The organism is Sphingopyxis sp. JAI128 (assembly GCF_014207235.1).
Taxonomy (GTDB): domain Bacteria; phylum Pseudomonadota; class Alphaproteobacteria; order Sphingomonadales; family Sphingomonadaceae; genus Sphingopyxis.
Map to the genome: position 1 here is coordinate 49,761 of NZ_JACHDA010000008.1, position 20,332 is coordinate 70,092.

A 20,332-nucleotide genomic window follows, 5' to 3' on the forward strand; every position below is an offset into this window, starting at 1 on the left:
TAATGACATGAGGCGTCAGCGCAAGATAAGAACAAGCGTTCTCGACGCTACAGCAAGGCCTCGATCGCCTCGGCCAGCTTTGCATCGCGGTCCGACAAGCCATCGGCGTCGTGCGTCGTCAGCAATATGTCGACGCGGTTATAGACGTTCGACCATTCGGGATGGTGGTCCATCTTTTCGGCGATAATCGCGACGCTCGCCATGAAGCCGAAGGCCTGTGCGAAATCGGCGAAGGAGAACCGGCGGATGATCGCGTCGCGCGACGGTTCGTGGGCCCATTCGGGAAAGCGGGCAAGCAGCGCGGCGCGCTGTGCGTCGTCGAGTTTCTGGACCATTTTCTTTCTCCCGCTGGTCAAGGCCGTGCGCTCGCCATAAGGATGCCAGCGATGCGCGACAAGCCTAGCCTGCCAGCCGGATGGACCGGCACCGCCCCCGACGCCGACGCGCTGTTCGCGATGGCCGAAGCGGCGCTGGAAACCATGCCCGACGTGTTCAAGTCGCATATCGAGGGCGTCGTGATTTCGGTCGAGGAATTTGCCGACGACGAAGTGCTCGCCTCGCTCGACATCGAGCATCCCTATGACCTGACCGGCCTGTACGAAGGCCGCCCGCTGACCGAGCGCAGCATCGGCGAAAGCGGCGGCATGCCCGACCGGGTGACGCTCTATCGCATCCCCATCCTCGTCGAGTGGATCGAGACGGGCGAAAAGCTCGAGTGGCTGGTACGCCATGTACTGATCCACGAGATCGGCCATCATTTCGGCTTTTCGGACGATGACATGCACGCGCTCGAGGATATGGCGTGACCGAGCTTTTGCGGATTGACCAGCTGGCGTGTATCCGCGGCGACCGCCTGCTGTTCGAGGGGCTGTCGCTCGCGCTGAACCGCGGCGGCGCGCTGTGGCTGCGCGGGCCGAACGGGGCGGGCAAGTCGAGCCTGATCCGCCTCGCCGCCGGATTGCTGCGCCCCGCCGCGGGCCTTGTCGAACGCCGCGAGCGCGTCGCGCTGATCGACGAGACGGCGGCGCTCGACGCCGAGCTGCCGCTGCGCCGCGCGCTCGATTTCTGGGCGCGGGTCGACACCGTCGATGGGTATAGCGTCGACCGCGCGATGGACGAAATGGCGCTGAACAATCTGGCCGAAGTGCCGATCTCGATGTTGTCGACCGGGCAGCGCAAGCGCGCCGCGATGGTGCGCGTGATCGCGAGCGGCGCGCCGATCTGGCTGCTCGACGAACCCGCCAATGGCATGGACGATGCAGCGCAGGCGCGGCTGGTCGCCGCGATTGCGAGGCACCGCGCGAACGGCGGCGCGGTGCTGCTGGCGTCGCACTTCGCGCTGGACGTGCCCGATCTGGCCGAACTGGACATGGGAGCGCTCGCGTGACCGCGCTCATCGCCCTTTTCTGGCGCGACCTCCGCCGCGCGTGGGGCAGCGGGGCGCTGTGGCTGCCGATACTCTTCTTCCTGCTCGTCGCGACCGCCTTTCCTTTTGCAGTAGGGCCCGACGCCCCGCTGCTGCGCCGCGCGGGCGGTGGGATGGTCTGGGTCGCCGCGCTGCTGGCGGCGCTGTTGCCGATCGACCGGCTGGTAAAGCCCGACAAGGATGCCGGCGTGCTGGACCAACTCGCAGTGCGCGGGTTCGCTGACGAGGTGATCGCCGCCGTGAAGATCGGCGCGCATGCCATTGGTTTCGGATTGCCTCTGATAGTGGCGCTCTTTCCGGCGGCAGCGCTGCTGGCGCAGGATAGCGGGCGCGTCGAGATGCTGGCGACAGGCATCGCCATCGCCGTCCCCGCGCTCGCCTCGCTCGCGGTGTTGAGCGCCGCGCTGACCGCGAACCACAAGGGCGGCAGCGCGATCGGCGGGCTGCTGATCCTGCCGCTCGCCGTGCCCATGCTGATCTTCGGCGCGGGGATGCTCGATCCGTCGGGGCGGGGCGCGGTCAAGCTGCTGGCAGCGACCAGCTTGCTGCTGACGGTGATCGGGCCGTTCGCGGCTGGGGCAGCGCTCAGGGGGCTGCGCGAATGATGCGTCAGTCTCTCGCGCATGTCGCCCTGGTCGTGCGCGACTATGACGAGGCGATCGACTTCTATGTCGCTACGCTCGGCTTCACGCTCGTCGCCGACGAATATCAGCCAGCGCGGGACAAGCGCTGGGTGCTTGTCGCCCCGCCGGGCAATCCCCAAGGCGGCGCGACGATCCTGCTGGCGCGCGCGGCGAACGAGGAACAAGCGGCGTTCATTGGTAATCAATCGGGCGGGCGCGTTTTCCTGTTCCTGCAGACCGACGATTTCGCGCGCGATTATCAACGCCTGCTCGACAAGGGCGTGCGGATCGAGCGCCAGCCGCTGGAGGCAGACTATGGCACGGTGGCGGTATTTCTGGATCTCTACGGCAACAAGTGGGACCTGATTGAATTCCGTTGATCGGAACGGAGAACGGCGGACGGCTTTTGTCCTTAAAGACACAAAAGCCCCGCATGGATGCGTCGAAAATGTGTCCTTTGTGGCTTTAAGCGTGGGACGGGTGCGGGAGGGTCGTGACGCGCGGTTCGAGGCAAGCGACCCTGTCATCCAATATCGTAGATCATGGCGACGAATTTTAGGAAAGAAGTTTTTTGGGGCGTCCGATAGCGACCGGTCGCGGACATAAAGTCCTCCCTGTGGCGCGGCCATGGGGAGGGGGACCGCCGCGAAGCGGTGGTGGAGGGGCTGCGACGGTGTGCCATTGGCCCCTCCGTCAGCGCTTCGCGCTGCCACCTCCCCATGGCTGCGCCACAGGGAGGATATTCCACCCCCCGTCATCCCGGACTTGATCCGGGACCCATCGCGGCGTCGAAGTCATGGACCCCGGATCAAGTCCGGGGTGACGAGGGCGGAGCTGACTGTGACAGCTAACCACCCCAAAGCAGCCATAGCGCATAAAAAAGGGCCGGAGTTTCCCCCGGCCCTTCCCTAATTCTTCGTGCCTGAAATCAGGCGCCGGCGACGTCGGCCGTGTCGACCTTGATGCCGGGGCCCATCGACGACGACAGCGCGATCTTGCGGACATATTTGCCCTTCGCGCCGGCCGGCCGTGCCTTGACGATCGCATCGACGAAGGCGTCGAAGTTCTGGCGGAGCTTTTCCTCGCCGAACGACAGCTTGCCGAGGCCGGCGTGGATGATGCCGACCTTTTCGACGCGGAATTCGATCTGACCGCCCTTGGCGGCCTTCACGGCTTCGGCGACGTTCGGGGTCACGGTGCCCAGCTTCGGGTTCGGCATCAGGCCCTTCGGGCCCAGCGTCTTGCCGAGGCGGCCGACGATGCCCATCATGTCCGGCGTCGCGATGACGCGGCCATAGTCGAGGTTCCCCGCGAGCATGTCTTCCATCAGGTCTTCGGCACCGACCTTGTCGGCGCCGGCGGCCAGCGCCTTTTCGGCATTGTCGCCGCGCGCGAAGACGGCGACCTTGACGTCCTTGCCGGTACCGGCGGGGAGCGTGACGACGCCGCGGACCATCTGGTCGGCGTGGCGCGGATCGACGCCGAGGTTCATCGCGATTTCGAGCGTTTCGTCGAACTTGGCCGAGGCCAGCTCGCGAACGGTCTTCAGCGCTTCGTCGACGGTGTGCAGCTTCAGCGCATCAACCTTGCCCTCGAGGGCCTTCTGCTTCTTGGTCAGCTTTGCCATGGGGTCAGCCCTCCGTCACTTCGAGGCCCATCGAGCGGGCGCTGCCTTCGATGATCTTCGTCGCCTGTTCGAGGTCGTTGGCGTTGAGATCCTTCATCTTGATCTCGGCGATTTCGGTCAGCTTCGAACGTGCGATCTTGCCGCCGCTGATCTTGCCCGGCTCCTTCGAACCCGACTTGAGATTCGCGGCCTTCTTGATCAGGTAGGTCGCCGGCGGCGTTTTCGTGACGAACGAAAAGCTCTTGTCGGCGAACACGGTGATGATGGTCGGGGTCGGCGTGCCCTTTTCCAGGCCGTCGGTCGCGGCGTTGAACGCCTTGCAGAATTCCATGATGTTGACGCCGCGCTGACCGAGCGCCGGCCCGAGCGGCGGCGACGGGTTGGCGGTGCCGGCAGGCACCTGCAGCTTGATGTAGCCGCTGATCTTCTTGGCCATGATGGCCTCCTTTCTTTCTGTCGCCCCGGACGGATCCGGGGCTCAAAATAAGCGGTCGAACAGAAGGGCATCACCCCTTCCTCCCGCGCGGCATCACGCCCTTGTCTGACGCGAAGCGGCGCGCATAAGCGCAAACGCCGCCAAAAACAAGCTTTATGCGCCGGGCGCGGGCGGCGTGATGCGCAGTAGCCCTTCCTGCATCGCCGAGGCGATCAGCGTCCCGTCGCGGCGATAGATCAGCCCGCGGTTGATCCCGCGGCTGCCGCCCGTCCAGTCGCTGTCCATCACATAGACGAACCAGTCGTCGACGCGGATGTCGCCGTGAAACCACATCGCATGGTCGAGGCTGGTCGAAAACAGCCCCGGCGTCGACCAGGTAAAGCCATGCGGCAGCAGCGACGAGGACAGGAGCCCCATGTCCGACACATAGGCGAGGAAGGCGCGGTGGAGCAGCGGATCGTCGCCGATCGGCGCCGCAAGCCGGTACCATTGATAATGGGTCGTGCCGCGTTCGGTCGACGACGGGCGAAAATTACGCGTCTCGAAGGGCCGCAGCCGCGCCATCCGTTCGAGCTGCGCATCGGTGACATTCGGGTCGGCCGCCAGATTTTCGACGAGTTCGGCGCATTCCTCGGGCGGCAGGACGTCGGGCATCGGCGCCTGATGCGCCGCGCCGGGCTCCGGCGCGTGGAAGGAGGCAGTGAGGTTGAAGATCACCTTGCCGTCCTGGCGCACGACGACGCGCCGGTTCGCGAAGCTGCGCCCGTCGAAGTCGCGATGAACGCGGAAATGGAGCGGCTTCGCTTCGTCTCCGCCGCGCAGGAAATAGGCGTGGAGCGAGTGCGCCGGCTTGTTCGCATCGACGGTACGCGCGGCGGCAGCAAGCGCCTGCGCGATCACCTGTCCACCGAAGATACGCTGGCGGGTCGGCTTGTCGAACGCCGGGAAAGTGAACTCGTCTTCGAGCCCCGGCACCGGGTCGAGTTCGAACAGTCGGGTCACCCCACGCACGACCTTTTCGGGTGAAAAGCTCGCCTGGATTTCGCGTACGCGGTCGAGACGGGCCTGCATCTCTTCGGGAGTGAGGCTCATAGGTTCGATCCGATGGCTGGGACGCGCCCGCAAAGGCGCGCCGCGACGTTATTTGAAGCGTTCGACCTGTTCGAAGTCGAGTTCGACGGGGGTCGCGCGACCGAAGATCGACACCGACACCTTGACGCGCGCCTTTTCGAAATCGAGTTCCTCGACCAGCCCGTTGAAGCTGGCGAAGGGACCGTCGAGAACCTTGACCTGATCGCCGATTTCGTAATCGACGCGGATTTCGGTCTTCGGACGCGCCGCAGCCTCTTCCTTGCTGTTCAGGATGCGCGCGGCTTCGGCTTCGCTGATCGCCTGCGGCTTGCCCATCGAGCCGAGGAAACCCGTGACCTTCGGCGTGTTCTTAACAAGGTGATAGACGTCGTCGGTCATCGTCAGCTTGGCAAGAACATAGCCGGGGAAGAATTTGCGTTCGGCCTGGACCTTCTTGCCGCGCTTTACCTCGGTGACGGTCTCGACCGGCACTTCGACGGCTTCGACAAAATCGGTCAGGCCCATACGTTCGGCTTCGGCAAGCACCGAATCGCGGACCTTGTTCTCGAAACCCGAATAGGCGTGAATGATGTACCAGCGCGCCATATGTGTCCGTATCCTGTTTGTAGTGCCGCGGGCGTTAGCGCGCGAGCGACGTCAGCCAGCTGACGATCGCGTTGAAAACCGTGTCGACGCCAAAGAAAAACAGCGAAAGGATCGTCGTCATGATCAGCACCATGATCGTCGTCTGCACCGTTTCGCGGCTGGTGGGCCACACGATCTTGCGGGCTTCGTCCTTCACCTGATTGATGAACTGCCCGGGGCTGGTCTTCGCCATATCGATCGTCCTGTCCTTATAGCGTCTATAATCCGGGCCAGATGGGTTGCCGTCCCGCACGCGTCAAGCGCGTTTCGGGCAATAGTCCGCCCACCCTTCCCGAGCGTGTCGGCGAAGGGCGGAAGGAAAACGGCGCATCTGTCCGAATGAAAGCGGCCTTTACTTGCGCGGCGCGGCGATTGCAAGAGCGGCCGTCCGACCCATTTCGCGCTGCATCAAGAGCAGCAGGCCGGTCATCACGATCCAGCTCGACGTCGGCAGGACGGCGAAGAGCAGGTGCAGTTCGCGCGCCGCGGCCTTCCCGTTTTGCGGATCGAACCCGACGAGGTCGAGCGCGGCGTAGCTGACGGCGATCGCGGCGGCGACGCCGAACTTTTGCATCAGGTTGAGCAGCGCGAACAGAAAGGCCGAACGACCGCGCCCGCACCGTTCGGCATCGCGCGGGATCAGGTCGGCGAGCATCGAATAGGTGAAGAGCAGGCCGACGAAACCGGTGCCCAGCGCCAGCGAAAAGCCCGCCGCCTGCCCCAGTCCGCGCGGTTCCTGCGCGAGCGTCGCGACCAGCAGCCCGGAAATCAGGAGTCCCATCACGATCATCATCGGCGGTTTTCCGAACCGGCGCGCCAGCAGCGTCCAGACCGGCGACGCCAACGCCCCGCCGACGAAGCTCGCAAAGAGCAGCACCGCGCTCTGCCCGTCGAGATCGAGCACCGCGGCGGCAAAGAATATGAACAGCGAAGTGAGCGACCCAAAGGCGAAGCTGTTGAGGAACTGGACGCCGAGCAGAAGCATCAGCGGCCGGAAGGACAGCGACACGCGGATTTCATGCCGCCAGCCGATGCCGGGTTCGGCGACGACATCACGCGGCGGGACGCGGCGGATCGCGAACAGCGCGATGGGCACCATCAGCAGGAACAGGCTGGCATAGGCCATGATCCGCCCCTGCAATCCGACCCCCGGGAACAGCAATTGCGCCGCCGCCGGCGCGGCGAAGGCCAGGATCAGCGCGATCTTCGCAAACCAGTCGCGCATGCCGTAAAGCAGGGCGCTGTCCGCTGGGGAGCGCACGAGCGCCGATCCCCATGACAGCTGCGCGACCTCGTAAAGGCTGTAGCTCGAATAGAAGAGCACCATCATCAGAAAGAGCGCGGCAAAGGGAAGCTGGTCGCCGACAGTCACCAGCGCGAACAGCAGCAGCGACAAGGGAAGCAGCGCGACCAGCATCCAGCGCCGGTGTGCGCCGACGCCCGTTCGCACCCGGTCGACCATCGTACCAATCAGCGGATCGACGATACCGTCCCATATCGTCGTCAGCGAAAAGAGCAGTCCGACGAGCGCCACCGGAATCGCCCCGCCCGCCGCGATATAGGGTGGCAGGTAGACGCTGAACGGCAGGCCGAGGATCACTGTCGGCCCCGCGGTCGCGGCATAGGCGGCCACCGTCCGCGGGCGCAGAGCGGCGGTATCGGCGACCGGTGCGGCCGATGGCAGGGCGGTGCTGGCCAGAATGCGACACTCCCGAAACGGAGGCCGCAAGCTTTCAGTTATTTACAACCATGTCAACAGGCTGATGGTGCTGGGATGCTGGCGCATTTTAACGAGCGGCGCATGATTTTGCTCACCTAACGAATCTGGAAATGCGAAAGGAACGGCTGGAGCCGCCAGTCGATCTGTTCGGCGTCCAGCCATTCGACCTCGATCCCCATCAACGTATTCAGCATCGAGTCGCCGACGACGATATCGAAGAACAGGCGCGCGGCGGCGTCGGGGCGGTCGATCGCGGCCTTTCCGGTGACCGCCCATTCGGCGAACAGGTCGATCAATTCCTCGAGCGCGGGCACATGAAGGTCGAGGTAGATTTGCATTGCGAATTCATGATCGCGCAAACTTTCGGAGATCAGCATGCGCATCAACGCAACGGCGTGCGGCGATTCCATCAGCTCTTTCTGGCGATGCGCATAGCGTTTCAGGATTTCGACGCTCGACAATCCCTTCGTCGCATCGTCGTCGAACGAACGGAGCATCGCTTCGTCACACCAGCGCGTCGCGATCGCGCGGAGCAGTCCCTGCTTGTTGCCGAACAGTTCGTACAGCGTGGCGAGCGAGCCTCCCGACCGCTTGACGATTTCCGCCAGGCTGGTGCGTTCATAGCCCTGTTCGAGGAACAGCGACTCCGCCGCGTCGAGGATCGCGCTTAGCCGCCGCTTGCGCGGCGACAGCCTATCTATCTGACATATATCCGATTCCGGCGTGCCCAATCGAAGATCCTCTCACTTGCTCTTTTTTGTAATTTAAATTACACGGCCACTCAGCGCAAGCGTTTGCGCAAATACAGCTCCCGCACAACTGCGATTTTTCAGGGGTCCTTATGAGTCGCTTTCGTCCTCTCGGCTGCGCCGCCGGCGCCGCGCTGGCCCTGTTGCTGGCTTCCTGCTCTTCGGAAGCGCCGCCCGCACCGCCGCCACCCGAGGTGAACATCGTCACGATCCGGACGCAGGCCGTCCCGAACGTGATCGAACTGCCCGGCCGCGTGCAGGCCTATCGCACGTCCGAAGTCCGCGCCCGCGTCAACGGCATCGTCGAACGCCGCCTGTTCGACGAGGGCAGCTTCGTTCGCGCCGGGACCCCGCTGTTCCGGATCGATCCACGCGAGCTGATCGCCACCGCCAATGCCGCCCGCGCGCAGCTCGCGCGGGCGCAGGCGACGGCGGCCAATGCACGGCAGGTCGTCGGCCGCTATCAGCCGCTGCTCGCCGACCAGGCGATCGGGAAGCAGGAATATGACGCCGCGGTCGCCGCGCAGCGCACCGCCGAGGCCGATGTGCAGCAGGCACAGGCCAATCTGGAATCGGCGCGCCTCAACCTTGGCTATGCGTCGGTCACGGCGCCGATTTCCGGCCGCGCCCGCCGCGCCGAGGTCACCGAAGGCGCACTGGTCAGCGCCGGGCAAGGCACGCTGCTCACGACCATCGAACAGATCGACCGCGTTTACGTCAATTTCGGCCAGTCGAGTTCGGACCTGCTCGCGACCCGCCGCGACATGGGGTCGGGCAAGGTCAGCGCGCCGCAGCTCGAACGCGTCGAGGTCCAGTTGATCCTCGAGGACGGCAGCGCCTATCCGGTCATCGGCCATCTCGACTTCCTCGACCTGTCGATCGACGAAGCGACGGGCACCGCGGCGCTGCGCGCCGAATTCCCGAACCCGAACTCGGCCCTCTTGCCCGGCCAGTTCGTGCGCGCGCGCATCTTCGCCGGCAACCGCGCCGATGGTGTTCTGATCCCGCAACGCGCGGTCAAGCTGGCGGCCGACAATGCCAGCGTCATGGTGCTCGACGCCAAGAATGTCGCGACCCCGCGCCCGGTCAAGCTCGGCACGATGGTCGCCGGCCAATGGGCGATCCTCGACGGGCTCAAACCCGGCGACCGGGTGATCGTCGATGGATTGCAAAAAGTGCAGCCCGGCCAGCCGGTGCGCGTCGCTCAGCCCAAGGGAACCGCCTCCACCCCCCCGGCAAAGCGCTGATCCGACATGACCCCCCGCTTCTTCATCGACCGGCCCATTTTCTCCTGGGTCATCGCCATCGGCATTCTACTCGCCGGGATCATCGCGCTACGCAGCCTGCCCGTCGAACAATATCCGTCGGTCGCGCCGCCGTCGCTGACGATCGGCGTCACCTATCCGGGCGCCGACGCCAGCACGCTCGAACAGAATGTCACGCAGGTCATCGAGCAGGAACTGAACGGGGTCGAGGGCTTCCTCTACATGGCCTCGACCAGCGAATCGAACGGCACCGCGTCGATCACCCTGACCTTCGAGGCCGGGACCGACATCGACAATGCGCAGATGGAAGTGCAGAACCGCCTGCGCCGCGTCGAGCAGCGGCTGCCCGAAGATGTGCGTCGGCAGGGCATTTCGGTGACCGAGGCCAATTCGGGCTTCCTGCTCATCGTCGCGATCACGTCGAAGAGCGGCAACACCGACCCGATGGAGGTCAACAATTTCGCGAACACGCGCGTGCTCGACGAGCTCCGCCGCGTGAACGGCGTCGGCAACGTTCAGGCCTTTGCCCCCGAATATGCAATGCGCATCTGGCTCGATCCGCAGAAGCTCGCGTCCTATAACCTCTCCGCCGCCGAGGCCTTGGGCGCGGTGCAGGAACAGAATAGCCAGACGCCAGGCGGCCAGCTCGGCGACCAACCTATCGCCAAGGGCGCGCAGCTCAACGCTGTGATCACGACGCAGGGCCGCTTCACCAAGCCCGAGCAGTTCGAAAGCATCATCCTGCGCGCCAATCCCGACGGTTCGGCGGTGACGCTGGGCGACGTCGGGCGCGTCGAATTGGGCGCGGCGAGTTATCTCTTTTCATCCGAACTCAACGGCAAGCCGATGGCGGGCCTTGCAGTCCAGCTGACCCCGGGGGCCAATGCGCTGTCGACCGCCGAGGGCATTCGCGCCCGGATGGATGAGCTGTCGAAAGGCTTTCCGCCCGACATCACCTGGTCGATCCCTTACGACACCACGCCCTTCATCAGCCTGTCGATCGAGGAGGTCGTAAAGACGCTGGGCGAGGCGATGCTGCTCGTCTTCCTCGTCATGTTCCTCTTCCTCCAGAACTGGCGCGCGACGGTGATCCCGACCGTGGTCGTTCCGATCGCGCTCGCGGGTGCGTGCCTCGGCCTCTGGATGTTCGGATTCTCGATCAACGTGCTGACCTTGTTCGGCATGGTGCTTGCGATCGGCATCCTCGTCGACGATGCGATCGTCGTGATCGAAAATGTCGAGCGCATCATGAACGAGGAGCATCTGCCGCCTTATGAGGCGACAGTGAAGGCAATGGGGCAGATTACCTCGGCGATCATCGGCATCACGCTGGTGCTGATCGCGGTGTTTATCCCGATGGCCTTCTTCCCCGGATCGACCGGCGGCATCTATCGCCAATTTTCGATGACGCTCGCGATCTCGATCGCCTTTTCGGCGCTACTCGCGCTCACACTGACCCCGGCGCTTTGCGCGACGCTTTTGAAGCCGCACGACAATAGCGAGCGCAAGGGGCGGATCGGCGCGTTTTTTGATCGGTTCTTCGGCCGCTTCAACGACTGGTTCGGACGTACGACCGACCGTTATCAGGGTGGCGTCGGCAAGATGCTCGCGGCACCGCTACGCTGGCTCGGCGTTTTTGGGGCGATGGTCGCGGTGACGGCTTTGCTGTTTTTCCGCCTGCCGGGATCCTTCCTGCCGCAGGAAGATCAGGGCTATCTGATCACCGTCATCCAGGCACCGCCAGGCGCGACGACGCAGCGCACCAACGAGGCGACGAAGCAGGTCAAGGCCTTCTTCGCCGAACAGCCGCAGGTCGCCAATGTCGTGTCGGTCAACGGCTTCAGCTTCTTTGGACAGGGCCAGGCGAACGCGATCATGTTCACCCCGCTCAAACCCTGGGACGAACGCAAGGCCGAAGGCGATGGCGCCGATGCGATCGCGGGCAAGGCAATGGGCGCGTTCATGGGGATCAAGGAGGCGTTCGTCTTTTCACTGAGCCCGCCGTCGATTCCCGAACTCGGCACGTCGAGCGGCTTCACCTTCAAGCTGCAGGATCGCGGTGGCAACGGGCGCGACGCGCTGGTCGCCGCGCGCAACCAGATGCTCGGCGGCGCGATGCAGAGCAAGCTGCTCGCCAATGTCCGCCCCGAGGGGCAGGAGGATGCGCCTGTGCTGAAGGTCGATATCGACCGCATCCAGGCGCGCGCGCTCGGCCTGTCGATCGGCGACGTCAATGCGACGCTCGCGATCAGCTTTGGCAGCGCCTATGCCAACGACTTCACCCGCGAGGGCCGCGTGCTGCGCGTGCTGCTCCAGGCCGATGCCGCGAGCCGCATGACGCCGCAGGACGTGCTCGACCTGCGCGTGCGCAGCGCGAACGGCGACATGGTTCCCTTCGGTTCGTTCAGCAAGGCCGAATGGTCGGCCGAGGCGCCGCAGCTCCAGCGCTATAACGGCTATCCCGCGATGACGATTTCGGGCGAGCCCGCACCGGGCCAATCGACGGGCGAGGCGATGGCCGAGATGGAGCGGCTCGCGTCGCAGTTGCCCGCGGGTTTCGCCTTTGAATGGACGGGCATTTCGTACGAAGAAAAGCAGTCGGCGGGCCAGATCGGCATGCTGCTCGGCCTGTCGCTCGTCGTCGTTTTCCTGTTGCTCGCGGCGCTTTACGAAAGCTGGTCGGTGCCCGTCGCGGTGCTGCTGGTGGTGCCACTGGGCGTGCTTGGCGCCGTGCTCTTTTCGATGCTGCGCGGGCTGTCGGCGGACATTTATTTCAACGTCGGGCTGATCACGATCATCGGCTTGGCGGCGAAGAATGCGATCCTGATCGTCGAATTCGCGATCGAGCAGGAAGCCGAGGGCAAGCCGACGCTCGACGCGGTGATGGAAGCGGTCAAGCTGCGCCTGCGCCCGATCATCATGACCAGCCTCGCCTTCATCCTGGGCATGGTGCCGCTCGTCATCGCGAGCGGAGCGGGCGCGGCCAGCCGCATCGCGGTCGGATCGGGCGTGATGGGCGGGATGATCGCCGCGACGTTGCTCGGCATCTTCTTCATTCCGCTCTTCTATCTGTCGGTGCGCAAATGGCTGAGCCGCAAGCGCCCCCCCGCCCCTGCCGAGAAAGGCCATCATGAGGAACCCGGCCATGCGTAACCTCATCGCGCTGCTCGCGGCGACGACGCTTGCCGGATGCGTCAACATGGCGCCGCAACACGAGCGTCCGCCGCTCTCGACCGCCGCCGACTATCCGGCCGAGTTCGCGGGCGACGTGACGCTGGGACAGCGGGCGAACGAGGTCGCATGGCGCGACTTCTTCGCCGACCCCCAGCTCGAGGTGCTGATCGAACAGGCGATCGCACGCAATCGCGACCTCGCCGTCGCGGTCGCGCAGATCGAGGAAGCGCGCGGCCTATACCGCATCCAGGCGGCGGACCGCCTGCCGACCGTGGGCGCAAGCGCCGACGCGGCGCGGACGCGCGGGCCGTCGCTGACGGCACCGGGCCCCGACACGACGAACCGCTATTCGCTCGGGGTCGGCGTGACCTCGTTCGAGCTCGATTTCTGGGGGCGGGTCAAGAATCTGTCCGAAGCGGCGCGCAGCCAGTATCTCGCGACCGAAGCGGCCGAACGCGCCTTCCGCCTGACGCTCGTCCGCGACGTCGCGTCGACCTATTTCGCTTCGCGCGGCGCCGAGGAGCAGATTGAGCTCGCCGAAGCGACGGTGACGAGCCGCAAGGAAGGACTGCGCATCGCCAAGCGCCGGCTCGACGCCGGGGTTACCTCGGCACTCGATTATCGCCAGTCCGAAACATTGCTGACGCAAGCCGAGACGCAGCTTGCCAGCCTGAAGCTCGGCAAGGCGCAGGCCGACAATTTCCTCGCCGTGCTGACGGGTGGCCCGGTGACGGGCCCCCTGCCCGCGCCGCTGCCGCTCGTCGCGCAGGGAAAGTCGCCGACACTGACCGCGGGCCTGCCGTCGGACCTGCTCGTCGCGCGTCCCGACATCGTCGCGGCCGAGGAACGGCTGCGCGCTGCCCGCGCCAATGTCGGCGCGGCGCGCGCCGCCTTTTTCCCGTCGATTTCGCTGACCGGTAATCTGGGTTTCGCGTCGGGGTCGCTCGACAATCTGTTCAGCGACGACGGCTTCGGCTGGAGCTTCGGTCCGTCGATCACGCTGCCAATCTTCGATTTCGGGCGCAACAAGGGCAATCTGACCGTCGCCGAGGCGCGCGAGAATATCGCCGTCGCGACCTATGAACGCACCGTGCAGGGCGCGTTCCGCGAAGTCGCGGACGCGCTGGCCGGGCGCCGCTACCTTGCCGAGCAGGTCGACGCGCAGGAGCGCGGGACCGAAGCGACGCGGCGCATCGCCGACCTTGCGCGCAAGCGGTATCGCGAGGGGGTCTCGACCTATCTCGAAGTGCTCGACGCCGAACGCAATCTGTTCGCGTCGGAACAGACGCTGATCGAACTCCGCCGGGCGCAGGTCGACAATCTGGTGACGCTCTATGTCGCGCTCGGCGGTGGGCTGGTCGAGCGCCGCTGATCGCGGCGCCCGGCCGGTTCAGCGCGCCACCGCCATCGCGGGCAGCCCCGATCCGGCGTTCGTCAACTCGCGCTCGGCCTGCGTGAATCCATAAGCGGGGACGATCGCGCCATCGCGGTCGGAAACCTCGTTCCAATGCTGGACGAGTTGCTCGCCTGCATCGGCGGCGGACCCGATATAGCGCCCCTCGCACAGCGCGACCTCGGCGGCCGCGAAATGCCCGGCCCCGGCGCAGAGGATCGCGCGCGTGGGCGCATCATCGCCGACGAGCGCGAGCAGGCCGGGGCTGACCAGCGCCGGGTCGAGCAATGCGAGGCTGGCGTCCGACAGCACGCCATGCGTCATCTGCGTCGCCGCGGTAGGCGCGAGGCTGTTGACGCGGATGCCATATTTCTCACCCTCGATCGCAAGCGTCTGCATCAGCCCGACGAGCGCCATCTTGGCCGCGCCATAATTGGCCTGCCCGAAATTGCCCCACAGCCCCGACGACGAGGTCGTCATGACGATGCGGCCATATTGCTGCGCGCGCATCACCTCCCACACCGCCTTGCAGCAGATGGCAGCACCCATCAGATGCACGTCGACGACGAGCCGGAAATCGTCGATGCTCATCTTCGCGAAACTCTTGTCGCGGAGGATGCCGGCGTTGTTGACGAGGATGTCGATCCGGCCCCATGTACCTTGCGTATCGCGGACCATCGCGCCCACCGCCGCTTCGTCGGTGACGGAGGCAGCGATCGCCAGCGCTTCGCCTCCCTGCCCGACGATCTCCGCTGCGACCTGCTCGGCGGCGGACAACGCCAGATCGTTCACGACAACGCGCGCGCCGCGATTTGCGAGATAGCGGGCGTGGGCCCGGCCCAGTCCGCCGCCCGCACCGGTGACGACGGCGACCCGACCCCGCAGCGGCAATGTCTCATTTCCCATATCAGCCTCCATTCACTCTCTAGTGAGTTAATATTATGAGTGAGCGAAAGGCGAAAGAAGGCTCGCGCTCTTCCGCCTAAGCCTTTCTGTTGCAGATTTGCATGAAGCCCGCGGCCATGAAGGACGCCATGCGCGCCTTGATGGCCTCGAAATCCTCCGACTTGCACAGGCCGCCCGATAGCTTGTCGATGCGTCCCGTGCGTGCGAGTGTTACCATCAGCGCGCCGGTGACGAAATGATAGCCCCAGAAGATGTCCTCCTCCGCGCAATCGGGCATCGCGCGCTTGAGCAGGTCGATCAGGCGCAGCACGACGGGATCGAAATGACTGTCCATCAGTTCGGCGCCCCATTCGGGGGTGTTGGCGACCTGGGCGCTGAGGGCGCCGTAATTTTTCCAACCATCTCCGCCATGGATGTAGAGATCGAGGTCGGTGTCGAGGAACGCGCGAAGCGCGCCCTCGATCGTGGGCTTGCCCCCGCTGGCGCGGTCATATTCGTCGAGCACCTGCATCCGTTTCGTGCTGGTCACCATCGCGCGGCGCGCGAACACCGCGTCGAACAGCTTTTTCTTGTCCTCGAAATAATAGTTGAGCAGCGTGTGGTGGACGCCGACGCGTTTCGCGACGTCCTTGAGCGTCACGCCGTGCAGCCCGTGCCGCGAGAAGAGCAGCTCGGCTTCGTCGAGGATTTGCTCCATGGTTTCGGCGCGCTGCTCGGCCTTGGTCGAGCGCCGACGCGTTTTCACCTGGTTTGTCACGATATCGACCTTCAATCCCCGTTCCTCGGCGCCCAGCCCCGATTCAACCCGCGCCATATTCGTTCCGCAGGCGAATCTTATCGATTTTTCCGGTCGGCGCCAGCGGCATGGCGCCCAGCCGCACCACCGCATCCGGAATCCACCAGGGCGCGACGCGCCCCTTGAGCGGCGCGAGCAGGTCGGCATCGTCGATATCCTGACCCGCGCGCAGTTCGACGAGCAGGACCGGGCGTTCGCCCCATTTGGCGTCCTCGCGGCCGATCACCGCGGCGAGCGAGACCGCGGGCAGCGCGCCGACCACGGCTTCGATCTCGGCCGGATTGATCCATTCGCCGCCCGATTTGATCAAATCCTTCGCGCGGCCGGTGATGACGAGATTGCCCCTTGCATCGATCCGCGCGAGGTCGCCGGTCGCGAACCAGCCGTCGGGATCGGTCGCGCGCTCGTCCTGCCCGAAATAGCGGTCGACGACCGCCGATCCGCGAACGTGCAGATGGCCCTCGCCGCCCCGCTGTTCGGCGAGCGGCGTGCCCCCGGCGTCGGTGAGTTGCAGGTCGACGCCGATCGCGGGGCGCCCCGACACCGCCGCCGACCGATGCGGATCGCCGGGCGGCGCGATGGTACCGAGCGGCGACAATTCTGTCATGCCCCAGCTTGTTTGCACCGCGACTCCGAGCACCCGTTCGATCCGGTCCATCAACGCGGGCGCCATCGGCGCGCCCCCGACAAGGATGCGTTCGAGCGACGGCAACGCCTCGCCGGTCCGCTCGACATGTTCGGCAACGCCCAGCCAAACCGTCGGCACGCCGACCCCCACCGTCACGCCTTCGGCGGCGATCAACCGCGCAAGGCTGGCCCCGTCGGCATGGCGCCCGGGCAGCACGAGTTTGCCACCCACCGCAGGGAGCGCGAACGGCAAACCCCAGGCGTTGGCGTGGAACATCGGCACGACCGCGAGCACCGCGTCGCGGTGGGTGAACGCCATGACGTCGGCCTGCAACGCCCGGAGCGTGTGCAGGAAACTGCCGCGATGGGTATAGGTCACCCCCTTGGGCGCCCCGGTCGTCCCCGATGTGAAGCACAGCCCCGCGGGCGCAGTTTCGGCAAAATTGCCCCAGATCGCCCCGCCCGGGGCGTCGGCGATCAGCGGCTCGAGCAACTGAAGCGGCGGCGCGACCGCCGGCCATTCGCCCGCCGCGCCGTCGATCAGCAGCACCCGTTCGATCGCGGGCGCGCGCTCGACGATCAGGCGCGCGAGCGGCAAGAGGTCGGCGCTCGCTATCAAAATGCGCGCGCTCGACTGGACCGCCATCGATGCGAGCTGCGCGCCGGTCAGCCGCGGGTTGAGCGTGTGGCACACCGCGCCGATGCCCATGACGGCGTACCAGCTTTCGACATGTGCCTGGCTGTTCCACGCCAGCGTCGCGACGCGGTCGCCCCGCGCAATGCCGAAGCGCGCGAGCAACGACGAGATCGCAAGGCTGCGCGCGCGAAGGCCCGCATAATCGATCCGCGCGACGCCGCCGTCCTCGCGCGCGGTCACGACCTCGCTATCGCCGTGCCAACGCGCGGCGTGGTCGAGAAATTTGTTCAGCGTGAGCGGGAAATCCTGAATGCTGCCGTCGATCATGGACAATGTGCGCTCTTTTCCAGCACCGGAGACAGGATGCCGCTATTCCAGTTCCATGGCTGGTTGCCCACCGCACGGCGGCGGCAGGTCGCGGCCTCGTGCAGCGCGAACATGCCGGGCATCAGCCGCGTGCCGCCGCGCGGCACATCGGCAAAGGCGATGAAGGCGGCGTCCGTGCCGTAAGCACGCCACGGCGCCTGCCCCGCCGCCTCGGGCCTGCCGGTCCTCGCGAACGAGACCCAATAATCGCCCATGGCAGTCGCAAAACGGCGTTCGCCCACGCTGTCGGGGATTTTGGGCCAATAGGGCGGCGTGTCGCCGATCGTCCCGAACACATAGGGGATTTCGGCAGCGTGAAAGCCGTGCAGCCCCGCCTCGCTCGCCGCCGGATAGCCATGATCGAACAGATAGAGATAGGCGTTCTGGCCGAGCGCGGTCTGCCGGATCGCCAACCGTTCGGACGTCCAGCCGTACATGGCGTCGCGGGCGCCCGCGAGCATCGCCTCGCCAAGGTCCTTTGCCGGATAGAGTTTCAGCCACGCGTCGGCGAGGTCGCCATATCGTTCGCGAATGGCCGCTTCATAGGCGGCGGCGTCGGCGGGCAGCGGCGGCGCGAGGACGCGCAGCGAGCGGATTTCGCCGATGTTGAAGCCCGCGATCATCGGCACCGGCGCCTGTTCGCCGCGGTCGAAGCTGTCGGCGATCTGGCGCGGCAGGATTTTGCCGTCGATCGTGCCCCAGGGGAAATAGCCCGCCTTGAGCGCGCCGTCGTTGAGCGCGGACGCATCCATCGCGCGCAGCGCCGCGAGGTCGGCGGCGCCGAGCGCGGCGGCGACCTTCGTCCCCATCGTCTCGGCGGGGACCTCGCCATGCCGCGCCTCGCGCAGCGACGGGGTCGAGATCATATAGCCGCTCTGTGCGATCGCCTTGTGGAATAGTCCGCGCGCCTTGGGCGCGGTCATCAGATAGAGGACGCTGAGCGCACCGGCAGACTCGCCCGCGATAGTGACATTGCCCGCGTCGCCGCCGAACGCGCCGATATTCGCCTTTACCCATTCGAGCGCCGCGACCTGATCGAGCAGCCCGTAATTGCCCGAAATGCCGTCGGGCGATTCGGCGCTGAGTTCGGGATGCGCCAGATAGCCGAGCGCGCCGAGCCGGTAGTTGATCGACACGACGACGGCCCCGCGTGCGGCGAGTTTCGCGCCGTCGTACATCGCTTCATGGCTATAGCCGCTGAGCAAGGCGCCGCCGTGGATCCACACGATCACCGGCGCGTCCTTCGCCCGTTCCGGCGCCCAGATATTGAGCGTCAGACAGTCTTCCGACATCTTGGCGGGCGGGTTGGTGTAGATGCCGATCGCGGTCGGGCGCGGCTGGATGCAGGCCGCGCCGAAGCTCTGCGCCTTGCGTACGCCGGGCCAGGCGGGAAGCGGCTGCGGCGCTTTCCAGCGCAGCGGCCCGACGGGCGGCTGCGCAAAGGGAATCCCCTTGAACACATCGAGATTGCCGACCGTTTTCCCCTCGACCGAACCGGCGGGCGCCTGGACCACCGGGTTGGCGGCTGCGGCCGGCATCGCCATCAAAAGCCCGGTCGCCGTCAATAGGGTGCGCAGCGTTTTCATGCCTTCGTCTCCTGCCGGCGCAGCAGCCGAGCGAGCCCCAGGAACAGCCCGATTGCGATCAGGTAAAAGGGCGTCAATGTATACAATGCCGTCTGGAGGCCATGGGCATCGCCGCGCGCGGTGAACCCGTCGCTCGCGAAGCCGACCCATGTCGGCCCCAGCCCCAAGCCGATGAAATTCATGATGAGAAGCAGCAGCGCGCCCGCGAGCACGCGCTGACCCGGCTTCACTTCGTCCTGCACCAGCGCGACCGAGGCCGAGAGGTAGAAATAGTTGAAGATCATCACGACGGTGAGCAGCGCGAGCGCCAGCGGCCAGCCCGGCGCCCAGATAAAGCCAAGATAGAAGGGCATCGCAACCGCCAGCGACGCCGCCGGCGCGATCGCATAACCCGTGCGCGATTTGCGCACCATGCGGTCGATCACGCGGCCCGACACGATCATCCCGCCGCCCATGCCGACCAGCAGCACCAGCGCATACCAGACCGCGACGTCGCCGAGTGCCATGCCCTTTTCGCGCATCAGGAACAGCACCGCGAAATTGCCGAGGCCATAGGTCACGAACTGCGTCGCCCCGCTGCCGAGTGCCGCGAGCATCAAGACGGGATGCGACAGGAACATGCGCACCGTCGGCCAGAATGCCGCCTGTTCCACGACGGCAGGACCCGCGATGTCGGTTGCGCCGCGCGCCGGCTCGCGCACCGTCAGCCAGACGAGCAGCGCGGTAACGATGCCGATCATGCCGACGGCAATGAAGGGAATCCGCCAGCCGAAGTTTTCGGCGATCGCCGCGCCGAACGCCACCCCCGCCGCCGCGCCGATCGCAGGGCCCAGGTTGAAAATGCCGAGCGCCGCAGCGCGCTTGCCCGGCGGATAGGTGTCGGTGATGATCGCGTAGGAAGGCGGCACGCCCCCCGCCTCGCCGAAGCCGACGACCATGCGCGCGATGGCGAGCTGGGTATAATTCGCCGCCATGCCGCACGCGACCGTCGCGCCGCTCCAGATTGCGCAGGCGAGCGACAGCACGCCGACGCGGCTCGTCCGGTCGGCGAACCAGCCGACCGGGATCGCGATGAAGCAATAGAACATCGCGAAATAGAGCCCGCTGATCAGCCCGAGCTGGCCGTCGCTGATCTGAAGCGCATCCTGGATCGGTTTGGCGAGGATCGACAGCAACTGCCGGTCGAGGAAGTTCAGCACATAGACGAAGCAGAGCATCCCCAGCACGAAGCCCGGCCGCGCGGCCGGCTTCGTACCCGACACGGAGGTGGCGCCGGTCGCCATGA

The 20,332-nt window shown here is 65.8% G+C and carries 20 protein-coding genes; 7 read left to right on the plus strand and 13 right to left on the minus strand.

Annotated elements, in window-relative coordinates:
- Nucleotides 1-47: 47 nt before the first annotated feature.
- Nucleotides 48-335: a 4a-hydroxytetrahydrobiopterin dehydratase gene (locus tag HDC35_RS17250; RefSeq protein ID WP_184648633.1), complete on the minus strand. Its 288-nt coding sequence runs from the start codon at nucleotides 333-335 to the stop codon at nucleotides 48-50.
- Between the two features lie 51 nt (nucleotides 336-386).
- Between HDC35_RS17250 and HDC35_RS17255 the strand changes: the two genes are divergently transcribed.
- The 4 genes from HDC35_RS17255 to HDC35_RS17270 are packed head-to-tail and all read left to right on the plus strand — an operon-like array spanning nucleotide 387 to nucleotide 2,429.
- Entirely contained in the window at nucleotides 387-806 is a 420-nt protein-coding gene (locus HDC35_RS17255) for a metallopeptidase family protein (RefSeq protein ID WP_184648634.1), read from the plus strand.
- A complete protein-coding gene (gene ccmA / locus HDC35_RS17260) occupies nucleotides 803-1,387 on the plus strand; it encodes a heme ABC exporter ATP-binding protein CcmA (protein ID WP_184648635.1) in 585 nt (194 codons plus the stop codon). The genes HDC35_RS17255 and ccmA overlap by 4 nt, the downstream gene beginning before the upstream one ends.
- On the plus strand, nucleotides 1,384-2,031 hold the full coding sequence (locus HDC35_RS17265; protein ID WP_184648636.1) for a heme exporter protein CcmB: 648 nt from the start codon (nucleotides 1,384-1,386) through the stop codon (nucleotides 2,029-2,031). Before ccmA ends, HDC35_RS17265 begins: the two co-directional genes overlap by 4 nt.
- The gene (locus HDC35_RS17270; protein ID WP_184648714.1) at nucleotides 2,031-2,429 is read left to right on the plus strand and encodes a VOC family protein; all 399 of its coding nucleotides are present in this window, start codon (nucleotides 2,031-2,033) and stop codon (nucleotides 2,427-2,429) included. Before HDC35_RS17265 ends, HDC35_RS17270 begins: the two co-directional genes overlap by 1 nt.
- A 548-nt stretch (nucleotides 2,430-2,977) precedes the next feature.
- On the opposite strand, the gene rplA is transcribed toward HDC35_RS17270, so the two are convergent.
- The 7 genes from rplA to HDC35_RS17305 form a co-directional block, all read right to left on the minus strand.
- Nucleotides 2,978-3,676, minus strand: a complete 699-nt coding sequence (gene rplA / locus HDC35_RS17275; RefSeq protein ID WP_184648637.1) for a 50S ribosomal protein L1 — start codon at nucleotides 3,674-3,676, stop codon at nucleotides 2,978-2,980.
- Nucleotides 3,677-3,680: 4 nt separating this feature from the next.
- The gene (rplK, locus tag HDC35_RS17280) at nucleotides 3,681-4,112 is read right to left on the minus strand and encodes a 50S ribosomal protein L11 (protein WP_058802936.1); all 432 of its coding nucleotides are present in this window, start codon (nucleotides 4,110-4,112) and stop codon (nucleotides 3,681-3,683) included.
- Nucleotides 4,113-4,265: 153 nt separating this feature from the next.
- Complete coding sequence (locus tag HDC35_RS17285) at nucleotides 4,266-5,204, minus strand: acyl-CoA thioesterase II (protein ID WP_184648638.1); 939 nt, start codon at nucleotides 5,202-5,204, stop codon at nucleotides 4,266-4,268.
- 48 nt (nucleotides 5,205-5,252) lie between these two features.
- Nucleotides 5,253-5,789 carry a transcription termination/antitermination protein NusG gene (nusG, locus tag HDC35_RS17290; protein WP_058802935.1) on the minus strand — a complete coding sequence of 179 codons (537 nt, stop codon included), beginning with the start codon at nucleotides 5,787-5,789 and terminating at the stop codon, nucleotides 5,253-5,255.
- Nucleotides 5,790-5,823: 34 nt separating this feature from the next.
- Complete coding sequence (gene secE / locus HDC35_RS17295) at nucleotides 5,824-6,021, minus strand: preprotein translocase subunit SecE (protein ID WP_058802934.1); 198 nt, start codon at nucleotides 6,019-6,021, stop codon at nucleotides 5,824-5,826.
- Nucleotides 6,022-6,180: 159 nt separating this feature from the next.
- Entirely contained in the window at nucleotides 6,181-7,557 is a 1,377-nt protein-coding gene (locus HDC35_RS17300) for an MFS transporter (RefSeq protein WP_184648639.1), read from the minus strand.
- An 86-nt stretch (nucleotides 7,558-7,643) separates the two neighbouring features.
- A complete protein-coding gene (locus HDC35_RS17305; RefSeq protein ID WP_184648640.1) occupies nucleotides 7,644-8,279 on the minus strand; it encodes a TetR/AcrR family transcriptional regulator in 636 nt (211 codons plus the stop codon).
- Nucleotides 8,280-8,389: 110 nt separating this feature from the next.
- On the opposite strand from HDC35_RS17305, the gene HDC35_RS17310 reads away from it, so the two are divergent.
- From HDC35_RS17310 to HDC35_RS17320, 3 genes are read left to right on the plus strand one after another with little or no spacing between them, the layout of a single operon-like run.
- Nucleotides 8,390-9,544 carry an efflux RND transporter periplasmic adaptor subunit gene (locus tag HDC35_RS17310; RefSeq protein ID WP_184648641.1) on the plus strand — a complete coding sequence of 385 codons (1,155 nt, stop codon included), beginning with the start codon at nucleotides 8,390-8,392 and terminating at the stop codon, nucleotides 9,542-9,544.
- Between the two features lie 6 nt (nucleotides 9,545-9,550).
- The gene (locus tag HDC35_RS17315; protein WP_184648642.1) at nucleotides 9,551-12,715 is read left to right on the plus strand and encodes an efflux RND transporter permease subunit; all 3,165 of its coding nucleotides are present in this window, start codon (nucleotides 9,551-9,553) and stop codon (nucleotides 12,713-12,715) included.
- Nucleotides 12,708-14,108 carry an efflux transporter outer membrane subunit gene (locus HDC35_RS17320; protein ID WP_184648643.1) on the plus strand — a complete coding sequence of 467 codons (1,401 nt, stop codon included), beginning with the start codon at nucleotides 12,708-12,710 and terminating at the stop codon, nucleotides 14,106-14,108. Before HDC35_RS17315 ends, HDC35_RS17320 begins: the two co-directional genes overlap by 8 nt.
- A gap of 18 nt (nucleotides 14,109-14,126) precedes the next feature.
- Here HDC35_RS17320 and HDC35_RS17325 read toward each other — a convergent pair whose 3' ends face one another.
- The 5 genes from HDC35_RS17325 to HDC35_RS17345 all read right to left on the minus strand — a co-directional run bounded on the left by HDC35_RS17325 (nucleotide 14,127) and on the right by HDC35_RS17345 (nucleotide 20,330).
- Nucleotides 14,127-15,035, minus strand: coding sequence for an SDR family NAD(P)-dependent oxidoreductase (locus HDC35_RS17325; protein WP_221438312.1), 909 nt, complete (start codon nucleotides 15,033-15,035; stop codon nucleotides 14,127-14,129).
- A 76-nt stretch (nucleotides 15,036-15,111) separates the two neighbouring features.
- Nucleotides 15,112-15,849 carry a TetR/AcrR family transcriptional regulator gene (locus HDC35_RS17330; RefSeq protein WP_184648644.1) on the minus strand — a complete coding sequence of 246 codons (738 nt, stop codon included), beginning with the start codon at nucleotides 15,847-15,849 and terminating at the stop codon, nucleotides 15,112-15,114.
- The gene (locus tag HDC35_RS17335; RefSeq protein ID WP_184648716.1) at nucleotides 15,836-17,422 is read right to left on the minus strand and encodes an AMP-binding protein; all 1,587 of its coding nucleotides are present in this window, start codon (nucleotides 17,420-17,422) and stop codon (nucleotides 15,836-15,838) included. Before HDC35_RS17335 ends, HDC35_RS17330 begins: the two co-directional genes overlap by 14 nt.
- Nucleotides 17,419-19,047 (minus strand): carboxylesterase/lipase family protein, encoded by a 1,629-nt coding sequence (locus tag HDC35_RS17340; RefSeq protein WP_184648645.1) that lies wholly within the window; start codon nucleotides 19,045-19,047, stop codon nucleotides 17,419-17,421. Before HDC35_RS17340 ends, HDC35_RS17335 begins: the two co-directional genes overlap by 4 nt.
- The gene (locus HDC35_RS17345; protein WP_184648646.1) at nucleotides 19,044-20,330 is read right to left on the minus strand and encodes an MFS transporter; all 1,287 of its coding nucleotides are present in this window, start codon (nucleotides 20,328-20,330) and stop codon (nucleotides 19,044-19,046) included. Before HDC35_RS17345 ends, HDC35_RS17340 begins: the two co-directional genes overlap by 4 nt.
- Between the last annotated feature and the right edge of the window lie 2 nt (nucleotides 20,331-20,332).

Coding starts and splice junctions, on each gene's coding strand:
- HDC35_RS17250 (WP_184648633.1), bottom strand. CDS start 335: ATGGTCCAGAAACTCGACGACGCACAGCGCGCCGCGCTGCTTGCCCGC.
- HDC35_RS17255 (WP_184648634.1), top strand. CDS start 387: ATGCGCGACAAGCCTAGCCTGCCAGCCGGATGGACCGGCACCGCCCCC.
- HDC35_RS17270 (WP_184648714.1), top strand. CDS start 2,031: ATGCGTCAGTCTCTCGCGCATGTCGCCCTGGTCGTGCGCGACTATGAC.
- rplA (WP_184648637.1), bottom strand. CDS start 3,676: ATGGCAAAGCTGACCAAGAAGCAGAAGGCCCTCGAGGGCAAGGTTGAT.
- rplK (WP_058802936.1), bottom strand. CDS start 4,112: ATGGCCAAGAAGATCAGCGGCTACATCAAGCTGCAGGTGCCTGCCGGC.
- HDC35_RS17285 (WP_184648638.1), bottom strand. CDS start 5,204: ATGAGCCTCACTCCCGAAGAGATGCAGGCCCGTCTCGACCGCGTACGC.
- nusG (WP_058802935.1), bottom strand. CDS start 5,789: ATGGCGCGCTGGTACATCATTCACGCCTATTCGGGTTTCGAGAACAAG.
- secE (WP_058802934.1), bottom strand. CDS start 6,021: ATGGCGAAGACCAGCCCCGGGCAGTTCATCAATCAGGTGAAGGACGAA.
- HDC35_RS17310 (WP_184648641.1), top strand. CDS start 8,390: ATGAGTCGCTTTCGTCCTCTCGGCTGCGCCGCCGGCGCCGCGCTGGCC.
- HDC35_RS17315 (WP_184648642.1), top strand. CDS start 9,551: ATGACCCCCCGCTTCTTCATCGACCGGCCCATTTTCTCCTGGGTCATC.
- HDC35_RS17320 (WP_184648643.1), top strand. CDS start 12,708: ATGCGTAACCTCATCGCGCTGCTCGCGGCGACGACGCTTGCCGGATGC.
- HDC35_RS17325 (WP_221438312.1), bottom strand. CDS start 15,035: ATGGGAAATGAGACATTGCCGCTGCGGGGTCGGGTCGCCGTCGTCACC.
- HDC35_RS17330 (WP_184648644.1), bottom strand. CDS start 15,849: ATGGCGCGGGTTGAATCGGGGCTGGGCGCCGAGGAACGGGGATTGAAG.
- HDC35_RS17335 (WP_184648716.1), bottom strand. CDS start 17,422: ATGATCGACGGCAGCATTCAGGATTTCCCGCTCACGCTGAACAAATTT.
- HDC35_RS17340 (WP_184648645.1), bottom strand. CDS start 19,047: ATGAAAACGCTGCGCACCCTATTGACGGCGACCGGGCTTTTGATGGCG.
- HDC35_RS17345 (WP_184648646.1), bottom strand. CDS start 20,330: ATGGCGACCGGCGCCACCTCCGTGTCGGGTACGAAGCCGGCCGCGCGG.